This is a genomic window from Exiguobacterium sp. s150 (genome assembly GCF_018618435.1).
In the GTDB taxonomy this organism is placed as follows: Bacteria; Bacillota; Bacilli; order Exiguobacteriales; family Exiguobacteriaceae; genus Exiguobacterium; species Exiguobacterium alkaliphilum.
The window spans coordinates 29,921-49,592 of sequence record NZ_JACSMC010000007.1 but is presented as its reverse complement, the minus strand read 5'-3'; the positions used below and the strand labels follow the sequence as shown (position 1 = coordinate 49,592).

19 protein-coding genes are annotated in these 19,672 nt (G+C 54.3%); 14 read left to right on the top strand and 5 right to left on the bottom strand.

The genetic code is table 11. The features are described from left to right. Nucleotides 1–26: 26 nt before the first annotated feature. Nucleotides 27–1,598: an amidohydrolase gene (locus tag KNP76_RS05705; protein ID WP_211780842.1), complete on the top strand. Its 1,572-nt coding sequence runs from the start codon at nt 27–29 to the stop codon at nt 1,596–1,598. A 40-nt stretch (nt 1,599–1,638) separates the two neighbouring features. Here KNP76_RS05705 and KNP76_RS05700 read toward each other — a convergent pair whose 3' ends face one another. Next, the gene (locus tag KNP76_RS05700; protein WP_034814752.1) at nt 1,639–2,457 is read right to left on the bottom strand and encodes an NAD kinase; all 819 of its coding nucleotides are present in this window, start codon (nt 2,455–2,457) and stop codon (nt 1,639–1,641) included. 152 nt (nt 2,458–2,609) lie between these two features. Between KNP76_RS05700 and tpx the strand changes: the two genes are divergently transcribed. From tpx to KNP76_RS05680, 4 genes are all read left to right on the top strand, one after another. Further along, entirely contained in the window at nt 2,610–3,098 is a 489-nt protein-coding gene (gene tpx, locus KNP76_RS05695) for a thiol peroxidase (protein WP_034814753.1), read from the top strand. A 98-nt stretch (nt 3,099–3,196) separates the two neighbouring features. Beyond that, nucleotides 3,197–4,084, top strand: a complete 888-nt coding sequence (locus KNP76_RS05690; protein ID WP_034814755.1) for a class I SAM-dependent methyltransferase — start codon at nt 3,197–3,199, stop codon at nt 4,082–4,084. 125 nt (nt 4,085–4,209) lie between these two features. After that, nucleotides 4,210–5,421, top strand: a complete 1,212-nt coding sequence (locus tag KNP76_RS05685) for an acetate kinase (protein WP_034809278.1) — start codon at nt 4,210–4,212, stop codon at nt 5,419–5,421. Between the two features lie 493 nt (nt 5,422–5,914). Next, a complete protein-coding gene (locus KNP76_RS05680) occupies nt 5,915–6,454 on the top strand; it encodes a 3D domain-containing protein (protein WP_371816163.1) in 540 nt (179 codons plus the stop codon). A gap of 49 nt (nt 6,455–6,503) precedes the next feature. Here the strand turns inward: KNP76_RS05680 and KNP76_RS05675 are convergent, their stop codons facing one another. Next, entirely contained in the window at nt 6,504–6,941 is a 438-nt protein-coding gene (locus KNP76_RS05675) for a universal stress protein (RefSeq protein ID WP_034814761.1), read from the bottom strand. Nucleotides 6,942–7,124: 183 nt separating this feature from the next. Here KNP76_RS05675 and KNP76_RS05670 point away from each other — a divergent pair, with 183 nt between their 5' ends. Together KNP76_RS05670 and KNP76_RS05665 are read left to right on the top strand one after the other, a co-directional pair. Then, on the top strand, nt 7,125–7,850 hold the full coding sequence (locus tag KNP76_RS05670; RefSeq protein ID WP_211780843.1) for an SDR family oxidoreductase: 726 nt from the start codon (nt 7,125–7,127) through the stop codon (nt 7,848–7,850). 10 nt (nt 7,851–7,860) lie between these two features. Further along, complete coding sequence (locus tag KNP76_RS05665) at nt 7,861–8,583, top strand: metallophosphoesterase family protein (protein WP_214843426.1); 723 nt, start codon at nt 7,861–7,863, stop codon at nt 8,581–8,583. Nucleotides 8,584–8,619: 36 nt separating this feature from the next. On the opposite strand, the gene KNP76_RS05660 is transcribed toward KNP76_RS05665, so the two are convergent. Beyond that, nucleotides 8,620–9,717, bottom strand: a complete 1,098-nt coding sequence (locus KNP76_RS05660; protein WP_034814879.1) for a M24 family metallopeptidase — start codon at nt 9,715–9,717, stop codon at nt 8,620–8,622. Between the two features lie 160 nt (nt 9,718–9,877). On the opposite strand from KNP76_RS05660, the gene KNP76_RS05655 reads away from it, so the two are divergent. Beyond that, entirely contained in the window at nt 9,878–11,188 is a 1,311-nt protein-coding gene (locus KNP76_RS05655; RefSeq protein WP_214843424.1) for a DRTGG domain-containing protein, read from the top strand. A 41-nt stretch (nt 11,189–11,229) separates the two neighbouring features. Here KNP76_RS05655 and KNP76_RS05650 read toward each other — a convergent pair whose 3' ends face one another. Next, a complete protein-coding gene (locus KNP76_RS05650) occupies nt 11,230–11,544 on the bottom strand; it encodes a YtpI family protein (RefSeq protein ID WP_034809293.1) in 315 nt (104 codons plus the stop codon). Nucleotides 11,545–11,621: 77 nt separating this feature from the next. On the opposite strand from KNP76_RS05650, the gene KNP76_RS05645 reads away from it, so the two are divergent. After that, on the top strand, nt 11,622–12,587 hold the full coding sequence (locus KNP76_RS05645) for a DHH family phosphoesterase (protein ID WP_214843416.1): 966 nt from the start codon (nt 11,622–11,624) through the stop codon (nt 12,585–12,587). 16 nt (nt 12,588–12,603) lie between these two features. On the opposite strand, the gene KNP76_RS05640 is transcribed toward KNP76_RS05645, so the two are convergent. Continuing rightward, a complete protein-coding gene (locus KNP76_RS05640; protein WP_034809296.1) occupies nt 12,604–12,795 on the bottom strand; it encodes a YtzJ family protein in 192 nt (63 codons plus the stop codon). Between the two features lie 101 nt (nt 12,796–12,896). Between KNP76_RS05640 and dnaE the strand changes: the two genes are divergently transcribed. From dnaE to pfkA, 5 genes are all read left to right on the top strand, one after another. After that, complete coding sequence (gene dnaE / locus KNP76_RS05635; protein WP_214843414.1) at nt 12,897–16,067, top strand: DNA polymerase III subunit alpha; 3,171 nt, start codon at nt 12,897–12,899, stop codon at nt 16,065–16,067. A gap of 77 nt (nt 16,068–16,144) precedes the next feature. Further along, complete coding sequence (locus KNP76_RS05630; protein ID WP_214843412.1) at nt 16,145–16,699, top strand: FadR/GntR family transcriptional regulator; 555 nt, start codon at nt 16,145–16,147, stop codon at nt 16,697–16,699. Between the two features lie 14 nt (nt 16,700–16,713). Further along, entirely contained in the window at nt 16,714–17,568 is an 855-nt protein-coding gene (gene accD, locus KNP76_RS05625) for an acetyl-CoA carboxylase, carboxyltransferase subunit beta (protein ID WP_034814881.1), read from the top strand. Beyond that, nucleotides 17,561–18,496, top strand: a complete 936-nt coding sequence (locus KNP76_RS05620) for an acetyl-CoA carboxylase carboxyltransferase subunit alpha (protein WP_214843403.1) — start codon at nt 17,561–17,563, stop codon at nt 18,494–18,496. The genes accD and KNP76_RS05620 overlap by 8 nt, the downstream gene beginning before the upstream one ends. 160 nt (nt 18,497–18,656) lie before the next feature. Next, complete coding sequence (gene pfkA, locus KNP76_RS05615) at nt 18,657–19,625, top strand: 6-phosphofructokinase (RefSeq protein WP_034814773.1); 969 nt, start codon at nt 18,657–18,659, stop codon at nt 19,623–19,625. Nucleotides 19,626–19,672: the final 47 nt, after the last annotated feature.

Here is a 19,672-nt window from a genome sequence, read left to right as displayed (position 1 = left end):
TTTTTGAATCGAGGAGGAGTTATGTGATGGGAACGTTATGGGTGAACGGAAAGATTTATACGTTGAATAAAGAAGGCGAGATGAGTCGGGCGATGTATGTCGAACATGGCCGCATCCTGAAGATGGGGGAAGAAGGGCAGCTGCGCCGTACATATGCGGGGCGTATTCAGGACATCGTCAATCTTGAAGGAAAGAGCGTCTATCCGGCGTTCACAGACTCACATATCCATTTAATCGGATACGGGGAAGCGCTCGATCGGGTCGATGCGACGGAGACGACCGATTTGAACGCGTTGCTTGAGACGATGAAACAAAAGGCGAGCGGGGATGATTGGCTCGTCGCGGAAGGGTTCAACGATCGGCTGCTCGGCGAGATGCCGACGCGCGAGATGATCGATGCGGTCATCCCGGACCGTCCCGTCGTCTTGAAGCGGGTGTGCCGCCACGTGGCCGTCGTCAACTCGAAAGGACTCGAGCGGCTCGGCTTGATTCATCATACGGTTATCGAGGGCGGAAAGCTCGGGCGCGATGCGGAAGGGAAGCTGAACGGGGTGCTCTATGACGCAGCGCTCGACTTGTTGCACCGCGAACTCGGTGGCAACAAAGAGAAGAACGTCGCCTCGATTCGACGGGCCGTCGACGCCTTGTTCAGTCACGGCATCGTCGGTGCCCATACCGAGGACTTATTCTATCACGGTGACCCGCTCGAGACGATTCAGGCGTATGAAGACGTGCTCGGTGACGTCCCATTTCACGCACATCTGCTCGTCCATGAACAAATCGTCGACCGTGTGCTTCAACACGATGCGCTCTACAAGCGACCGCGCTTTGACTTCGGGGCGATGAAACTGTTCGTCGACGGCTCGTTCGGCGGCCGGACGGCGCTGTTGTCCGAACCGTATACGGACGACCCGGTCCAACGTGGCATCGAAGTGCATCGGCCGGACCATCTCGAGGCGCTCGTGAAAAAAGCCCGGTCCTACGGGATGAACGTGGCGGCCCACGTGATCGGTGACGCAGCAGCTGAACAGTTCATCGGCTTGCTTGAGAAATATCCGGCCAAACGGGGGACGCGCGATCGTATCATTCACGCGTCGCTCCTCGATGACGCGCTGTTGAAGCGCATCTCGGCGTTGCCGGTCTTGATTGATGCGCAGCCGGTCTTCCTGTCCGACGACATGGAACTACTCTTCGACCGCCTCGGCAACGAACGCGTCGACAACGCCTATCGCTTCAAATCGATGGTGGCAACGGGGGCGTTGTTCCTCGGTGGGAGCGACGCCCCGATTTCGGACGTCGACGTTCGAAAGGGGCTTTACGCCGCTGTCACCCGCCAGTCATTCGCCGGCTCGAGCACGCTCGCGCCGAACGAGCGTCTGTCGATGTATGAGGCGCTCCGGAGCTTCACGTACTCGCCACGCGTCGCCACGAACACGCACGGACGTGACGGCTTGCTCATCCAAAGCTATAATGCGACGTTCACCGTATGGGAGGAAGACTTCTTTGACCTTCGGGGGATGGACATCTTGAACAACCGTCTCGTCATGACCGTCGTCGAAGGGACGCCGGTATATGAAGCGGACGTCATCACGACGTAACAAGAAAGAGCCTCCGCGCAGGAGGCTCTTTCTTTAGGGATTAGAAGAATGAACGTTGAACTTTATGCCAGAACGAGTTGTTGCGGAGCTTCACTGTCTTGACGACCTTGTCCGACAGTTCGATGTCGATGCGGTCGGTATACTTCAGGCTGAGCGCTTCATTGTCCATGCCGATAATCGGATAGTCGTTGCCGTCCTCGATGATGCGGAGCGACAGTTTGCGTGACTCGTGGACGATGAACGAAGAACCGAGCGTCCGGTAACGGTTGTTGTTGACCGAGGCAATCTCGCTCACTTGCATGCATGGGATGAGCGGGTCGACGACGGCGCCTGTAAGCGATTTGTTGTAAGCCGTCGAACCGGTCGGTGTCGAGACGACCATTCCATCTCCACGGAACGTCTCGAAATGAAGATCGTCGATGTATACCTCGATTGCGAGCGATTTGATGATACTCGATTTGATTGACGCCTCGTTCAGACAGAGAAGCGGTGTCGATTCGTTGATGGAAGCCGAAAGGAGCGGATATTTGCGCACTTCGAGCCCGGCCTCGATGCGGGCCGTGTTGTCCGAGAACAAGCGGTCGACTTCATCGAGTTTATGTATGTCGAAATCACAATAAAACTCGTTCAAGCCGCGGCCGAAGCCGACGTAAATCGCATCTTGGCGGAACCCGGTATAGCGGACGGCCTGGAGAAACGCGCCATCTCCCCCGATGGCGACGATGATGTTGGCATCCTCAGGGCGTTCGACGACGTTAAAGCCGTGCTTTTCCCCGATTTCCCGTAGTTTTTTCACTTCTTTTGTGAAATCGTTGACGTTTCGGTGATACAAATACACGTTGTTTCTCATTTGAGTCATCCCCTTTGTCGTATGTGTCTTCCCTATTATACCGTGTTTTGTTAATTGGATATAGGGAAAAACTGAAACAGCGTCGAAGCAGGATGCTTGTCATGACGCGTGTGCCATCGATATGATGGGGACGTACAATTCCGCTAAAAGGGGATGGAACAATGCCAACATTTAAAGGGAACAACGTAACGCTTCAAGGGAATCCAGTGAAAGTAGGCGACCAAGCGCCTGACTTCACGGCACTGACGACTTCATTAGACGAAGTGACACTCGCGGCCTATCCGGGGAAAAAGCTGATTAGCGTCATCCCGTCAATCGACACAGGTGTGTGCGATGCGCAGACGCGTGCGTTCAATGAGAAGGCGTCATCGCTTGGCGGAACGGTACTTACCGTCTCGAACGACTTGCCGTTCGCACAGCGTCGCTGGTGCTCGGCAGCGGGAATTGATAACGTCGTCACGCTTTCGGATCATCGTGATCTCTCCTTTGCAAAATCGTTCGGTGTCTTGATCGAGGAACTTCGTCTTTTGGCCCGTTCTGTCTTTGTCGTCGATTCAAACGGCACGGTCCAATACGTGCAGTATATGGACGAGATGACGGACGAAGTTGACTTCGATTCAGCGCTCGCAGCGTTCGCGGCAGCAAACTGATTCGCTTGGCGAATTCTCCGGAATCGTCTACACTAATAGAAGTGAAACGACCGGCTCTCAGTTAGAGAGCCGGTTTTGTATGGAAAGGATGAACGAAGATGGAACGATTCGAACAACTGTACCGAGATTGGAAACAAGATGTGAAAAAATTGGTGGCTGACCTAGATGTCTTACCGCTCGAAGCGTTGATTGAAGTGCTAGAGCGCGTCGACGTGGCGTCAGAGGACATGGATGATGTACGGAAGGCGGTCAGCCTGCTCGTCCTCGAGGAGACGACGACGCTCCCCCCGAACCATCAGCCGACGCCGGATGCGGTCAGTCTGTTTATCGGGTATTTGGCGACGAAGCTCGTCGAGGACAAGGCGACGCTACTCGAGCTCGGCAGCGGCACGGGCACGCTCGTCCATGCCGTGTTGTCGCAATTGAACGAGGCGACGGCACAGGCCGTCGAAGTCGATGAGACGATGCTCCGCTTGTCTTATGCCATCAGTAACCTGCTCGAGAAGCCGGTTTCCTATTTCCATCAAGACGCGCTCGAGCCGCTGTTCGTTGAACCAGCAAACTTGACGCTCGTCGACTTACCAATCGGCTATTATCCGAATGATGAGGTGGCGAAGACGTACGATCTGCACCGGACCGACGGCCACGCGTACGCTCACTTTCTGATGATGGAACAGGCGATGCGGCATACGGTTCCGGGTGGTCACGGCCTTTTCGTCATCCCGAACAATTTGTTTGAACAAGATGACGAAGGGAAATTAAAACAGTGGATGGACCGAGAGGCCGTCGTCAAAGGCGTGCTTCAGTTGCCTACGACGATGTTTAAAGACGAGCGGTATGCGAAGAGTTTGCTCCTGCTTCAAAAGCTCGGAGAAGGCGTCAAACGACCGAAACAAGCGCTCCTCGTCGAACTGCCATCGTTCACGGACGTCCGCGCTGTCGCCAATATCGTGAAACAGATTGATGATTGGTTTAAAACAACATAATTTTATTAGGCAAAAGACTTGAAAAACATATGTCATATCAAGTATCTTCATTATGATACAGTTATCGGTTTTCAAAAGAACAGATAAAGATACCCGTTTAAATCGAAAGGTAAGAGGTGTATGACATGACAAAAATTATGGCAGTCAACGCAGGTAGTTCGTCATTGAAGTTCCAACTTCTCGAAATGCCGTCTGAACACATGCTCGCGGTCGGTCTCGTCGAGCGCGTCGGGAAAGACGATGCAATCTTCACAATCAAATACGGCGAAGGACAGAAGTTCAACGTCGTGACACCGCTTCACACGCACAAAGAAGCGGTCGAGCTCGCGCTCGAAAAATTGATTGATCTCGGAATCATCGCATCGTTCGATGAAATCGCAGGGGTCGGGCACCGTGTCCTTCACGGAAAAGAGTTGTACGCAGATTCGGTCGTCATCGACGAGGAAGTCATGAAGAACATCGAATCGTTCGTCGAACTCGGACCGCTCCATATCCCACCGAACTTGACAGGGATTCGTGCATTCCAGACGATTTTGCCGAACGTCCCGCAAGTCGCGGTGTTCGATACGGCGTTCCACCAATCGATGCCGGAAGAGAACTTCTTGTACAGCCTCCCGTACGAGTATTACACGGAGCACGGTGTCCGGAAATACGGTTTCCACGGGACGAGCCACAAGTACGTGACGCAACGTGCGGCCGAGCTTCTCGGACGTCCGCTCGAAGACTTGCGCCTCATCTCGTGCCACCTCGGTAGCGGTGCGTCAATCGCAGCGGTAGCCGGTGGTCGTTCAATCGATACGACGATGGGCTTCACACCACTCGAAGGAATCACGATGGGAACGCGCTCGGGATCGCTTGACCCGGCCCTCATCCCGTTCCTCATGCAGAAGACGGGCAAGTCAGCTGAAGACGTCTTGAACGTCATGAACAAAGAGTCGGGCGTTTACGGTCTCTCGGGGATCTCGAGTGACTTGCGTGACATCGAGCAGGCGGCAGCTGAAGGCAACCATCGTGCCGAAGTGTCACTCAAAATCTTCTCGAACCGCATCCACGGCTATATCGGACAATACGCGGCAGAGATGAACGGTGTTGACGCCATCATCTTCACAGCCGGCGTCGGGGAAAACTCGGACGTCATCCGTGAGCGTATCCTCCGTGGCCTCGAGTTCATGGGCGTTTACTGGGACCCATCACTCAACAACGGTGCACGCGGCAAAGAGTTGTTTATCAACTATCCGCATTCACCAGTCAAAGTCATCATCATCCCGACGAATGAAGAGTTGGTCATCGCGCGCGACACGGTCCGCATCGCGAACCTCGTCGAGACACACGCCTAATCAATCGTAACGTAAGGCCATCTTGTTCACATGGAACAAGATGGCCTTTTTTAGTGCTGTGGACCTAATTCGCGCAAATTCTCGATAGGAGAATGGTCAGCTTAGTGATCCTCGTTTGTAACAATCAGGACGAAAAAACGAAACTTTGTAACGATCACGTCATAATAAAACCATTAAATGTAAATTAATATTACGAAAGTTCAATCCTCGATGTAATAACGTCATCATTCTTTAAAAACAAGAACTTTTGTAACATAACCGTAACTTTCATGTCACTCAAATGAAGTTTAGTTGTAAACGCACATCGTCTAGATTCGTCATATAGTTATCTGGACGAAACATACTCGTCTTGACTCATCGGATTACTGTACGCGTATCGAACACCTTAGAACATGACAACATGAACAACGACAAACAAACCGACTAGGAAAGGACGAACCACATGCTAAAAAAAATTGGAACGGTCTTATTACTGACGGTCATGACATTTGCCATGCTATTACCACAACAACAAGTCGAGGCAGCTTCTAAAACGTATGTCCAAAGCCAAGTGAACGGGTTGAACGTTCGGGCGGCGGCGCACGTGGAAGGGAAAGTACTCGGGAAGATCAATAAAGGGCACCAGTTGGAGCGCACCGGTTCGAAGGGCGCTTGGATTCGCGTCAACTATAAAGGGAAGACGGCCTGGATCGCCACGAAATACTTACGCACGGTCAAACCGGTCGCCAAGTCGAGCGTGAAAACGTATACGATGAACGCATCGGCCTACACGCCTTACTGCAAAGGCTGCTCGGGCAAGACGGCACTCGGCTGGAACGTTCGCACGCAAAAACATAACGTCGTCGCGGTCGACCCGCGCGTCATCCCGCTCGGTTCGAAAGTACAAGTGTACGTCGGCGGGAAGTTGATGGGGACTTACACGGCGGCAGACACGGGTGGCGCGATTAAAGGGAACAAAATCGATATCTTGATGTACTCGCAAAGTGCAGCGCTCAAGTTTGGGCGCAAGACGGTCACCGTCAAAGTGTTATAAATAAAAAAGAGATCAGCGCCGGTGCGGTTCGCCGGCGCTGATCTCTTTTTTATTGACGGACGATGAGGACGTCGCACTTGGCATAGCGGACGATGCTCTCGGAGACGCTACCGATGAAGAAGCGCTCGACGGCGTTCAAACCAGTCGCGCCACAGATGATGAGGTCGATTTCATTGTTCGGTGCAATCTTCTTGGCGATCGTCACTTTCGGGGAGCCGTACTCGATGACGGTCTCGACTTCTTTGACGCCCCGCTCACGGGCACGGTTGACGTAGTCATCGAGCAACTCTTTCGCATACGTCTCGGCGCGCTCGGTGATTGTCCGGTCATACGCCTCGACCGTGGCGAACGTCCGCGTATCGATGACGTGACCGATATACAGCTTCCCATCGTTACGAAGCGCGACGTCGATAGCTGTTTCGAATGCACGTTCCGCCTCTTTCGAGCCGTCGACGGCAGAGAGGATATGTTTGTAGACAATTGCCATGTAAATCCCAACCTTTCGCTTGAAATGTACGTGCGGCTTACATGTATAGTATACCACTTCTATAAAAATTCACGCCCGCTTCTGGCGAGATTGTGTGAAAATTTCACAACTTTCTTCGCGAGCAGGTTGAAGTTTGGAAATGGGGCGCGGGAACGGGTAAGATGTTACAGAGGAGGGATGACGATGAAACACGTGGTCATCACGGCCGGGGCCAAAGGGATCGGCCGGGTTGTGACAGAACGGTTGTTAGAGGAAGGATGGCACGTCAGCGTGCTACAACGGAGTCCGATTGATTGGACGCACGAACGGCTACATATGATTGAAGCGCCGCTCACGGACCGAGAAGCGGTGCTTGACGGTTTCGAGCAGGCTGTGGCGCGGTTCGGTGAGCCGGATGCGCTCATCTTGAATGCAGGGCCCTACATCTTCGACCGCAAATGTCTCATCGACTTATCGGACGAAGAGTGGGACGAGGTCATCACTGGGAACTTGTCGGCCTCGTTTTGGCTCATGCGGCGGGCCATCCCCGCGATGCGCGCGAAACGGTTCGGGCGCATCATCACGTACGGCTTTCCGGAAAGCGCGACGGCCCCGGGCTGGCTGCATCGCTCCGCCTTCGCCGCAGCGAAGACCGGTCTCGTCAGTTTGACGAAGTCGGTGGCGCTCGAAGAGGCGGCCCATGGAATCACGGCGAATATGATCAACCCGGGGAACATCGTCGGGGCGCAAAAAGAAATGCGGATTGACGCAGCCGAGGCCGACGACCAGACACCGGTCGGTCGGCACGGGACAGGCGAGGACATCGCCCGGATGATCTTGTTCTTGCTCGCCGAAGAGTCGGACATGGTCACGGGAGCAGTCATCGATGTGACCGGGGGCGTGAACGTCGTCCATCAATACCGGAAGTGAGGGGATTCAGATGAAATTGGCCATCTTGACGGATATCCATGGGAACGTCCAGGCGCTCGATGCCGTCTTCAACCAGTTGGACGCGGCAGGCGTCACGGACGTGTGGAGTCTCGGGGATATGATTGCGATGGGGCCAGACTCGAACGAGGTCATGGCCCGTCTGCTCGACCGCGGCGTCCAGATGATCACGGGGAATCACGATGAGGCCGTGCTGTCGCTCCTTGAAGGGAAAGGCCATCCTGCGAGCTATGCGCATACGCGCCCGCACCACGAGTGGGTCGCCCGGACGTTGCGTCCGGAGTACACCGATGTTTTATTTCAGTTACCGCGAACGATAGACCGAGTCGTAGGCAACGAGCGGGTTTATGGTATCCATTATCATATTCCTTTGGCGAAGCGAGCGGCGCCGATTGTCGAGGACCCGTTCCATGAGATTCTCGAGGCGACGCTTCCGAACATGCAACAACTGTTCGGCGACTATGAGGCGGACATCATCTGCTTCGGACATCATCACCCGATCCATTCGTTCGAGGACGAGTCGAAGCGCTACCTCAACCCAGGTGCGCTCGGCGTCGCGCGGGACGACTTGGCTCGATACGGCATCCTCTCACTCGATGAGTCCGGGGTCTCGATCGCGCTACAGGCCGTACCGTATGATAAGCGTGCGTTTCTCGAACGGATGGAACGGTTTGATGTGCCACAACGGGACGTCATGTATCGTTTGTTTTATTAAGTCCATAAGAAAAACCAGCCGCGCGGGCTGGTTTTTTTATTTGATCTCTTGAAGTGCTTTCGGATAACTCGTCAACAAGATCGGGCCGCTCTCGGTCATGACGACGTCGTCCTCGATACGGACACCGCCGACGCCTGGAAGGTAGATGCCAGGTTCGACTGTGAACGTCATCCCGGCTTGGGCGGTCATGTCGTTGTTGGCTGCCATCGATGGGAACTCGTGGACTTCGATGCCAATCCCATGGCCCACGCGGTGCGTGAAGTATTCACCGTATCCGGCCGTCGTGATCACTTGACGGGCTGCGATGTCAATCGAGCCGAGCGTCGCGCCGAGGTTCGCCGCGTCGATTGCGGCGAGCTCTGCTTGGAGGACCGTCTCGTATATCTCGCGCTGTTTCGTGCTGGCCTCGCCATATACGACGGTCCGCGTAATGTCGGAGCAGTACCCTTGCCAGACGACACCGAGGTCGAACAAGGCGAAGTCACCTTGCTTCAACCGGTTGTTTCCCGGTACACCGTGCGGGTCGGCGCTGTTCTCGCCGAAGAGGACGAGCGTGTCGAAGGACATCTCACGGACGCCTTGTCTCTTCATCGCATACTCGATTTCGGCAATGACCTCGAGCTCGGTCACGCCTTCAAGGAGGGCGCGAATCCCCGCCTCGATGGCCATGTCGGCGAGTTCGGCGGCGCGCTTCATGACACGGACCTCGTCTTGCGACTTGATCATGCGGAGCGCTTGCAACTCCTCGGTCAAATCGATGATTGAAAGTCCGGCGAAACCGGCCCGGAGTTGTTCGACCCGGTTATATGTCAAATGCTCGCCTTCGATGCCGATGCGCTCTGGGACGATTTGTTGGTCGAGGAACAGTTTGACGACTTTGTCCCACGGGTTCTCATGGTCCATATAGGTGACGATGTCGCCCGTCCAGTCGCTCGCCTCGACAATCCCTTTCTCAAGGGCGGGGCAGACGATGGCCGTCGTCCCGTTCTTCAAGACGAGGATGGCAATGAGCCGTTCGTGGGCCTCGGCGTAGACGCCTGAGAAATAAAAGACGGACGCTTTCGAGGTGATGAACGCGGCGTCCAACCCTTTCGTCGCCAAAGATTGTGCGATTTGGTTCGTTCGTTGGTTCAAGTCGATCCCTTCCTTCTCGTTCAATGATGTTCGAACTCATTATATCGTTTTCAAAATCAGAAAGGAAATGTAACCATTTCATTAGTACAGTTTGAACAAGTTGGACTGATACAGTATACTAAAAGTGACAGAAAATGTATTAAGGGAAGGGACTCGTGACATGACAACAAAACATGAACAGATCATTGCACATATCGAGTCGCTCGATGTGGGAGCCAAGATTTCTGTTCGCCAAATCGCAAAAGAGTTGGCGGTCTCAGAAGGAACGGCTTACCGGGCCATCAAAGAAGCCGAGAACTTGGGATTCGTCTCGACAATCGAACGGGTCGGCACGATTCGCATCAAGCGGAAGCATAAAGAGAACATTGAAAAGCTGACGTTCGCCGAAGTCGTCAACATCGTCGACGGGCAAGTGCTCGGCGGTCGCGACGGCCTTCATAAGACACTCTCGAAATTCGTCATCGGTGCGATGAAGCTCGAGGCGATGATGCGTTATATCGACGTCGATTCGCTCGTCATCATCGGGAACCGGGAGAAAGCACACGAGCTCGTCTTGCAGTCTGGCGGAGCCGTCCTCATCACCGGGGGCTTCGATACGACGGACGAAGTGAAGCGAATGGCCGATAAATACAGCATGCCGGTCATCTCGACGTCGTATGACAGCTTTACGGTGGCGACGATGATCAACCGGGCCATCTACGACCGTTTGATTAAAAAGGAGATTTTACTCGTATCCGATATCGTCATCCCGCTGCACGACACGTTCTACTTGAAGGCGGACGATACGGTGAAGCGTTGGCACGACTTGAACGAGCGGACGAAACATAACCGCTATCCCGTCATCGATGACCAAATGAAAGTCGTCGGGGTCATCACGGCGAAGGACATCATCGATCGGTCTCATGACACGGAGATTGAGAAAGTGATGACGAGAAGCCCGATCACCGTCGGCGTCCAGACGAGCGTGACAAACGCCGCCCATCAGATGGTATGGGAAGGCATCGAGATGTTGCCGGTCGTCGACAACTATGGCCGTCTACTCGGCATCATCAGTCGACAGGATGTGTTAAAAGCGCTCCAGCTCGCCAACCGGCAGCCACAAGTCGGCGAGACGTTCGACAACATGATCACGAACCAGTTGAAAGAAGACCCGACCTCGAACGGGACGGCGTTCACCGTCGAAGTGGCACCGCAGATGACGAGCCATATGGGGACGGCATCGTCAGGCGTGTTGACGACGCTCCTCGTCGAGGGGGCGACGCGAAGCTTGCGTCACATGAAAAAAGGGGATCTCGTCGTCGAGAACATCACCGTCTATTTCATGAAGCCGATTCAAATCGAGAGTCAAATCCGCGTCTCGGCCAACGTGTTCGATCTCGGACGGAAGTTCGGGAAAGTTGACGTCGAGATGACGCAAGGGACGCAACTCGTCGCCAAGGCGCTTGTGACGGCACAATTGATTGACCGCTAATAAAAATGAGCTGATGGATTCATCAGCTCATTTTTATATCATCACGATTGGTGAATCGGTTCATCGGCAGCGAGCGGATAGAGTTTCCGGTAGCGGATGAACCCGACGATGGCATTGCCGACACCGAGAACGAGCATGACGATGCTGACAATCCAGCCGACGGTCGAGTCGAGAATGAACCCGCCAATCATTTGGTTGATCGCGAACAAGGCGAGGAACATGCTGAGCCAAATGAGGGCCTGCGTGTTGAACAATGCTTTTCGATACGGCGTTTTCGTAAGATAGGCACGTCGTTTATAGACGAAGTAAGCGCCGAGGGCAAACAGGATGAGCCCGATCAGAACAAGTTGAGCCAAGTGAAGAAACCCCTTTCAGACAAGTAATCTGTTATCATCATACCATAGAATAACGTTCAAGAAAGCGAGGAATGGCTATGGCACATTGGCCAGAAGCAGCAAGCATCAAACAAGCAATCGAAGAGGCGAAGACGATTTTGATTCACCGACACGTCCGTCCGGACCCGGATGCCCTTGGCAGTCAGTTGGGGCTAAAACGCATCATCGAACGCGCGTATCCAGAGAAGGACGTGTATGTCGTCGGTGGAATCGTGCGCGATTTAGAGTTTTTAGGGAAGATGGAACACGTCGAACCGGAGATGTACGACGAAGCGCTCGTCCTCGTCCTCGATACGGCCAACCACGAGCGAATTGACGGGCCACATGCGCTCAAAGGGAAGAGGGTCGTCAAAATCGACCATCACCCGGATGAAGATCCGTACGCGACACAACAGATCGTCGACACGTCGGTCAGTTCGACGTCTGAGATGATTGCTGAGCTCGCAGAGGCGTGGGGGCTCGCGCTCGACGAAGAATCAGCCTTCCTCTTGTTTGCCGGCATCGTCGGGGACACGGGGCGTTTCCAGTTCCGTAACGCGACGCCACGGACGTTCGAAGTGGCGGCGAAGCTGTTATCGTTCGGCATTGACACGGGCCGGCTATATCGTCAAATGTATAAGACCGATTTGGCGACGTTGCAACTTCAAGGTTACGTCTTACAAAACGTCCACGTGACGGACGCGGGGGTCGGCTATGTGAAAATCGATGCGGATGTGCTCCGGACGTTTCATGCGACGCCCGAGGCGGCGTCACAACTCGTCAACAGCTTCTCGGGGCTCGAAGGCTTAAAGTGTTGGGTCATGTTCGTCGAGAACAAGGATGAGATTCGCGTCCGCATCCGTTCGAAAGGCCCGGTCATCAACGAGGTGGCGAAGCGGTATCGTGGCGGCGGGCATCAAATGGCCGCCGGAGCGACGATTGACAAGTGGGAAGAGATGGATGACGTCATTGCGGCGCTTGACGAGGTGGCGCATCCGTATACGTTCGAAAATGAAGAGAGCTGACCGCGGTCAGCTCTCTTCATTTTGTCTCGTCTGCTTTTGGGATGAACCACGTGCCGCGATCGGTCACGTCCTCGACGACATCGAGTTGATATTCGGTGATGTACTTGCGGAGCCGTTCGATGATCTCCGGGCTGTCGGCGAACACGGTCTGTCCATTTTGCAAATCTGCCAGTTTATCGCGCGCGATTTGTCCCCGATTAATAATCATACGCTTTTACCCCCTTTTACGATGACTTTTGTCTATAATTATTGTATCAGAGAAGTGGTGATAGGAGTTTGACAATAATCAAAAAAGAGAGGAGGGGTCAGATGCTTCATTTGAATGTCCAATCGGCGTATAGTCTGATGCAGAGCACGGTTCGGTTGGAAGCCTATGTGGCACAGATGGCCGAACGTGGTAGCCGTGCCGTGGCGCTCGCCGACGACGCATATTACGGCGTCCCTCAATTTTTTCGGCTGTGTGCGCGTTATAACGTCAAACCGGTCATAGGTTTGCGTACGGTGCTACGGGTCGACGGGCTGGACGTGGCGGTGCTCGCTTACGCTGTCAAGGCGAGCCACATCGAACAGTTGTACCGGTACGTTGGGGGAGGGGCAATCACCGAAACGACGGAACTCGCCATCGTCGTCTTACCTGATAATTGGAAGACGAGCGACCCGATGCATCGTCGTCGCCTCTTCCATCAATTGCTCAATCACGTAAAAGAGGACCGACTATGGCTCGGTCTGCCTGCACCGCAGACGACAGAGCACGTCCTCGTGTTGAAGCAGCTGCGGGCAATGCGTGAGGAACTCGGTGTCCGGCTCATCCCCGCTCCGGAGACGCGGTATATGCGCCAGGACGACTTTGAGGCGTATCGCGCTTTGGTAGCGATCGGGGAAGGGGACGTCATCTCGGAAGAGGACATCCATCACCGAGGGCGCCATGTGCGTCTGCCTAGCGAGATGAACGATTGGTTCGATGCAGACGAGCTCGCCGAATTGGAGCGTTTCGAGGCAGGCGTCGAGCCGATTCAGTTGCCGGAAGCGGCTGCTGCCATCCCTGAATTGTCGGAAGCCTATCCACGATTGAAGCGGCTCGTCGCCGAACGGCTAAAGCAGAAGGGGTTGCTCCGTGAACCGTATCTCGAGCGGGCGCGCTATGAACTCGAGGTCATCGAACGGACCGGCTTCGCCTCGTACTTCCTCATCGTCGAGGACATCGTTCGTTTCGCCAAGGGTGAAGCGATTGAAGTCGGGCCGGGGCGCGGATCTGCGGCCGGTTCGCTCGTTAGTTTCGCCCTCGACATCACCGAGGTCGACCCGGTTCAGTTTGACTTGCTGTTCGAGCGTTTCTTGAACCCGGAACGTGTATCGATGCCTGATATCGATTTGGACTTCGAAGACGAGCGCCGTGAGGAAGTCGTCCGCTACGTGCTCGAGAAGTACGGGGCACATCATGCCGCCCAGATTGGGACGCTTGCCACGTTCGGGGCGAAAGCGGCACTCCGCGACGTCGCCCGTGCCCTCGGCATGACGCTCGAAGAAGGGCAGGCGGCCAGCAAACAAGTGCGCGATGACGGTCTTCAAGGCGTGCGGTCTAATCCGACGAAGATGAAATGGTTCGCCGGCAGTAAGAAGCGGTCCCGGTTATTGAAGATCGCCTCGGAGCTCGAGGGATTGCCCCGCCAAGCCTCCATCCATGCCGCCGGACTCGTCCTCAGCCGGGAGGCGTTAGAGAACGTCACGCCGCTCCAACCGACGGATGGCGAACAAGTGACGCAATATAATATGAAGGATCTCGAGGCGCTCGGTCTTTTGAAAATTGATTTACTCGGCTTGCGGAACTTGACCCGGCTCCGGCAGATGGAGACGCTCATCCGTGAGTCCGACGCGATGTTCTCGTTGAAGACGATCCCACTCAACGATGCGAAGACGCTTCGTCTGTTGGCCCGTGGTGACACGGATGGCATTTTCCAATTCGAGTCGGATGGGATGAAACAGGCGCTCCGTCAAGTGAAGCCTTCCGCATTCGAAGATATCGTCGTCACGATGTCGCTCTATCGTCCGGGACCGATGCAGTTTATCGAGACGTACGCGAAGCGCAAGCACGGCATGCCCTATCAGCCGGTCCACCCGGTCGTCGGTGAACTGATGACGACGACGCACGGCGTCCTCGTCTATCAGGAGCAAGTGATGCGTCTATTGCGTGAACTGGCCGGTTACTCGTACGCCGAGGCGGATTTGGTACGACGGGCCATCGCCAAAAAAGATGTCGCGACGATCGAAGTCGAGAAGGTGCGTTTTCTCGAGCGGTCTGCCGCTTCTTACGGAGAGAACTCGATGCGTCAAGTGTTCTCGTGGATCGAGAAGTTTGCCGGCTACGGATTCAACCGTTCGCACGCGGTCGCATACAGCCTGATCAGCTACCGGCTCGCCTATGTGAAAGCCCATTTTCAACGGGTGTTTTATGTCACGACCTATGACAAGACGAGTCAACTCGTACGGATGTTGCGAAAAGATAAAATCCCAATCTATCCGCCTGACGTGTTACACGGACAAGCCGGCCCGTTCCTTGAAGGTCCGGGCGTGCGACTCGGGCTCAAGGCGATCCTAGGCTTGACGAAGCGGGACGTCGAGCGTTTAATAGCGCATCATGAAACGTTTAAGGATGTAGGACAGTTGCGAGAGTTGATGGAGTGGGGCGCAAAAGACGAGTTGAAGCTGCGGCGATTGCTCGGTGCCGGTGCGCTCGATCGCCTCTATCACGGTGAGCGTAGACAAGCGTTCCTCGCCGTGACGCGTCTACGCGAACAAGCGGATACCCATCTCTTGCCGGATGAACTGTCCGCGCTCGGTTTGAAACGGACAGAGCCGGTCGAACCGAACTGGTCGGAAGAAGAGCGGGAGGCGCTCGGGACGTGGATCGTCCATTCACCATTAATGACAGTCGCACCGCTCAATGTGACGACCGTGACGCTCGATGAAGTATCAGTGGGGGAAAGGGGATTTGTCGTCGTATACGTCGATGCGATTCGCACGTTCAAAACGAAGAAGCATGAGGACATGGGTGTGATGATGGTCGACGACGGCGTCACCCAAGACGAAGTCGTCATCTTCCCGCGCGTGTTCCAAGCGTTCGGCCGATCGCTCTATAGCGGCAACGTCCTATTGCTCGAAGTCCATTCGAATGAGCGGGACGGCCGCCGCCAATGGATCGTCGAACGCGTGCGGCCATTGCACGGGCAGGCGTTGTTCGTCCGTCTTCGGCGCGAGACGTTCGCGGAGCTCGAAGAGTTGCTACATGCGTCACCGGGCGATGTGCCGGTCGTTTGTCGCTTTTCGGACTCGAAAGAAGTGAAGCAGCTCGCTTCCGCGTATTCGGTCAATCCGACGGAATCGTTGATGCAGGCGTTGAAGAAACGGTTCGGTGAGACGGAAGTCGTCTTGAAACGAGTGGACTCGAAAGTGGCTGGTACGAAAACTAGTACCAAGTCATAAAAAGTGGTATAATCTGATTAATTGGTCTGACCACTTTAGAGAGAATGCCATGTTAAATAAGGGAGTTGAACGGTCAGATGCATGGAAAACACGCATCCTCATTTCACGAAAACATTTCGAAAATACGTTCGTTAATCGTTCAGGCGTCATTGAAACCGGGAGATCGTCTCCCGTCAGAGCGCGAACTCGCCGAGACGTTGTCGACTAGCCGGTCCTCGGTCCGAGAAGCGTTGCGCGCCCTCAGTTTTTTAGGGATCGTCGAGACGCGGCACGGTGGCGGCACGTTCTTGTGTGAGCAAGATCGACATCGCTACATCGAGATTTTGTCTGAGTTTATCGTGACGAAGCAGACGAAAGCGACCGACATTGTCGAGATGCTCCGTTTGCTCGAACGATTGGCGTTCTCAGAAGTCGAACCGACGAGAGAGCGCGTGCAGGCGCTCGAAGCGGTCTTGACCTCGGACCGCCTGTTCCGTCAACAGCTCATCTTCAGTTTGAAGAACGAGTTGTTCATCCGCATTTGGAGCGAGGTCAACCGCTTTTATGATGGGACGGAGACAGGTGACTTATATAGCCTAGACGAACGAACGGAACTGTTTGAAATGTGGCGTAAAGTGGGGATGCCGGAATGAACGAGGGGGAAGCGATGACTGCTTTTTTCAAGAAACCAAAACGATACATGCCGTTGCGCCAACGCGAACCAAAGATTGATGCGCCGCAAGGGTTGATGACAAAATGTCCAGCTTGTAAATATATGCATTACACGAAACAGTTGAACGAACACCATAAAGTATGCGACTGTGGGTATCATTTCCCGCTCAGTGCCGATGAACGCATCGCGATGCTCGTCGACAGCGGCTCGTTTGAACAGTTTGCAGGACCGAATGTGTTGCGAAATCCGCTCGACTTTCCTGAATATGAAGAAAAGTTGGCGAAAGACAAAGAGCGGACCGGAATCGAAGAAGCCATCGTCTGCGGACGGGCAACGATATCTGGTCAACCGTTCGTCGTCTGCGTCATGGACGCACGCTTCCGGATGGGTTCGATGGGCGCCTACGTCGGGGAAGCGATCGCTTCAGCCGTAAGAAGAGCGACCGCCGAACGCTTGCCGGTCGTCTTGTTCACCGCTTCTGGCGGCGCGCGTATGCAAGAAGGGATGGTCAGCCTCATGCAGATGGCGAACACGTCAATCGCATTGAAGCAACATGATGAGGCCGGCCTTCTTTATATCGCTTACTTAACGCATCCGACGACGGGCGGGGTCTCCGCGAGCTTCGCGATGCTCGGCGATTTGAACGTAGCCGAGCCGGGCGCGCTCATCGGGTTCGCCGGTCGCCGGATTATCGAACAGACGATTCGTGAAAAGCTTCCGGAAAACTTCCAAACCGCTGAGTTTTTATTAGAGGCGGGTCAGCTTGACGCCGTCGTGCATCGTGAACAGATGCGTACGTTTTTACACAACATGATCACGTTACATGGTGGAGGTGTAAACCGTGTTTGATCCAATCAAAGAAGTGAACGAACAACTTTATAAACTTCGCGAGACGGCCGAGACGAAAGGTATTGATTTGTCTCGTGAGATTCGCCATCTCGAAGCGAAGTTACACCGATTAGAAAAAGACAATTATGGGAATATGAAACCGTGGGATCGCGTCCAGTTGGCTCGGAACCCGAAACGGCCGACGACGCTCGATTACATCAATCAACTATTCCCAGATTTCATTGAACTTCACGGTGACCGGCACGGATATGACGATGCGGCTATCGTCGCAGGGATTGCGACGCTAGACGGTGCACCGGTCACGATTATCGGACACCAACGCGGGCGGAACACGAAAGAGAACATGGCGCGGAATTTCGGGATGCCCCATCCGGAAGGGTATCGAAAAGCATTGCGCTTCATGAAACAAGCGGAGAAGTTCAATCGCCCGATCATCACGTTCATCGATACGAAAGGGGCGTATCCGGGTAGAGCCGCCGAAGAACGCGGACAAAGTGAAGCGATTGCGCGCAACTTGTTCGAGATGGCGACGCTCAAGACGCCAATCGTCTCCGTCGTCATCGGGGAAGGCGGATCTGGCGGTGCGCTCGGCATCGGTGTTTGCGACCGTCTGCTCATGCTCGAGAACAGCACGTACTCCGTCATTTCGCCGGAAGGGGCGGCCGCATTGCTCTGGAAGGATGCGAAACTTGCGGAACGTGCTGCTGAGACGATGAAGATTACAGCACAAGACTTGTATGGATTGGGGATCGTCGATGAAGTCGTCACGGAAGTGTTCGGAGGCGCGCATATGGATGTGTCATTACAGTCTTCACTTCTGAAGCCTGTATTAACACAACACATCAAAGACTTAGGACAACAGAGTCGAGACGAGCTGTTAAGCGCTCGTGCCGCCAAATATCATCAAATTGGCACAATTGGCTCGTGAAAACGGTAACAACCGCATAGCCAAACCGTTCAATCGTTCACCGGTTGACCGTTTCCGAACGTACCCCATGTTTTTTTTTCACATACTTGTGTTGTAAAACAAAGGTCAGGCATGGTATTTTATTTTCAGATTTCGTTAAAACACATAAGAGGTGAGTGACGTGAATTTAAAACGAATTGCGGTATTAACAAGTGGGGGAGACGCCCCCGGAATGAACGCTGCAGTCCGTGCCGTGACCCGAAAAGCGATTTTCGAAGGTCTAGAAGTGTACGGTGTGTATAACGGCTATCAAGGTCTAATCGAAGGAGATCTCGTCGAATTGAACCTCGGTTCGGTCGGCGATATCATTCAACGCGGAGGAACATTCTTACGTTCGGCCCGTTGCCCTGAGTTTAGAACGGAAGAGGGTCGTGCGAAAGCGGTCGAGCAGTTGAAGAAATTCGACATCGACGCGCTCGTAGTAATTGGTGGAGACGGTTCATACCGTGGCGCCCAAAAGTTGACAGAACTCGGTTTCCCAACAATTGGTCTGCCGGGAACGATCGACAACGATATCCCGGGTACAGATGCGACAATCGGATTCGACACAGCGCTCAACACGGCGCTTGATGCGATTGACAAAATCCGTGACACGGCGTCGTCGCATGAACGGACGTATGTCATTGAAGTGATGGGCCGTGACGCAGGTGATATCGCACTTTATGCCGGTCTTGCCGGTGGTGCCGAGTCAATCCTCGTCCCAGAACGTCCAGAAGACTTGAGTGCGATCGTGGAACGCATCAACCATGGTGTGGCTCGCGGTAAGAAACACTCGATCGTCGTCGTCGCTGAAGGCGCCGGCAGTGCGGAAGAGATCGGAAAAATGATCGCTGAGAAGACAAACTCAGAGACACGCGTGACGATTCTTGGACACATTCAACGTGGCGGTTCCCCAACTGCTGCGGACCGCGTGCTTGCGAGCCGCATGGGTGCTTACGCTGTCGAGATTTTACTCGAAGGCAAGGCAGGACGTGTCGTCGGCATTCGTGCCGGTAAGTTGATGGATCTCGATATCGACGAAGCGCTCGATCACAACAAGCACACGCTCGATATGCAGTTGATCGATCTTTCGAACCAACTTTCGATTTAACGAGTACCAGTGAACTCCACAGAGACGGGATCAGGTCGGTTGACCCC

Excerpts from the sequence above, each read along its gene's own strand:
- KNP76_RS05690 (WP_034814755.1), top strand. The coding sequence starts at position 3,197 with ATGGAACGATTCGAACAACTGTACCGAGATTGGAAACAAGATGTGAAA.
- KNP76_RS05685 (WP_034809278.1), top strand. The coding sequence starts at position 4,210 with ATGACAAAAATTATGGCAGTCAACGCAGGTAGTTCGTCATTGAAGTTC.
- dnaE (WP_214843414.1), top strand. The coding sequence starts at position 12,897 with ATGCTTCATTTGAATGTCCAATCGGCGTATAGTCTGATGCAGAGCACG.
- accD (WP_034814881.1), top strand. The coding sequence starts at position 16,714 with ATGACTGCTTTTTTCAAGAAACCAAAACGATACATGCCGTTGCGCCAA.
- KNP76_RS05680 (WP_371816163.1), top strand. The coding sequence starts at position 5,915 with ATGCTATTACCACAACAACAAGTCGAGGCAGCTTCTAAAACGTATGTC.
- KNP76_RS05655 (WP_214843424.1), top strand. The coding sequence starts at position 9,878 with ATGACAACAAAACATGAACAGATCATTGCACATATCGAGTCGCTCGAT.
- KNP76_RS05670 (WP_211780843.1), top strand. The coding sequence starts at position 7,125 with ATGAAACACGTGGTCATCACGGCCGGGGCCAAAGGGATCGGCCGGGTT.
- KNP76_RS05700 (WP_034814752.1), bottom strand. The coding sequence starts at position 2,457 with ATGACTCAAATGAGAAACAACGTGTATTTGTATCACCGAAACGTCAAC.
- KNP76_RS05645 (WP_214843416.1), top strand. The coding sequence starts at position 11,622 with ATGGCACATTGGCCAGAAGCAGCAAGCATCAAACAAGCAATCGAAGAG.
- tpx (WP_034814753.1), top strand. The coding sequence starts at position 2,610 with ATGCCAACATTTAAAGGGAACAACGTAACGCTTCAAGGGAATCCAGTG.
- KNP76_RS05665 (WP_214843426.1), top strand. The coding sequence starts at position 7,861 with ATGAAATTGGCCATCTTGACGGATATCCATGGGAACGTCCAGGCGCTC.
- KNP76_RS05675 (WP_034814761.1), bottom strand. The coding sequence starts at position 6,941 with ATGGCAATTGTCTACAAACATATCCTCTCTGCCGTCGACGGCTCGAAA.
- KNP76_RS05640 (WP_034809296.1), bottom strand. The coding sequence starts at position 12,795 with ATGATTATTAATCGGGGACAAATCGCGCGCGATAAACTGGCAGATTTG.
- KNP76_RS05630 (WP_214843412.1), top strand. The coding sequence starts at position 16,145 with ATGCATGGAAAACACGCATCCTCATTTCACGAAAACATTTCGAAAATA.
- KNP76_RS05705 (WP_211780842.1), top strand. The coding sequence starts at position 27 with ATGGGAACGTTATGGGTGAACGGAAAGATTTATACGTTGAATAAAGAA.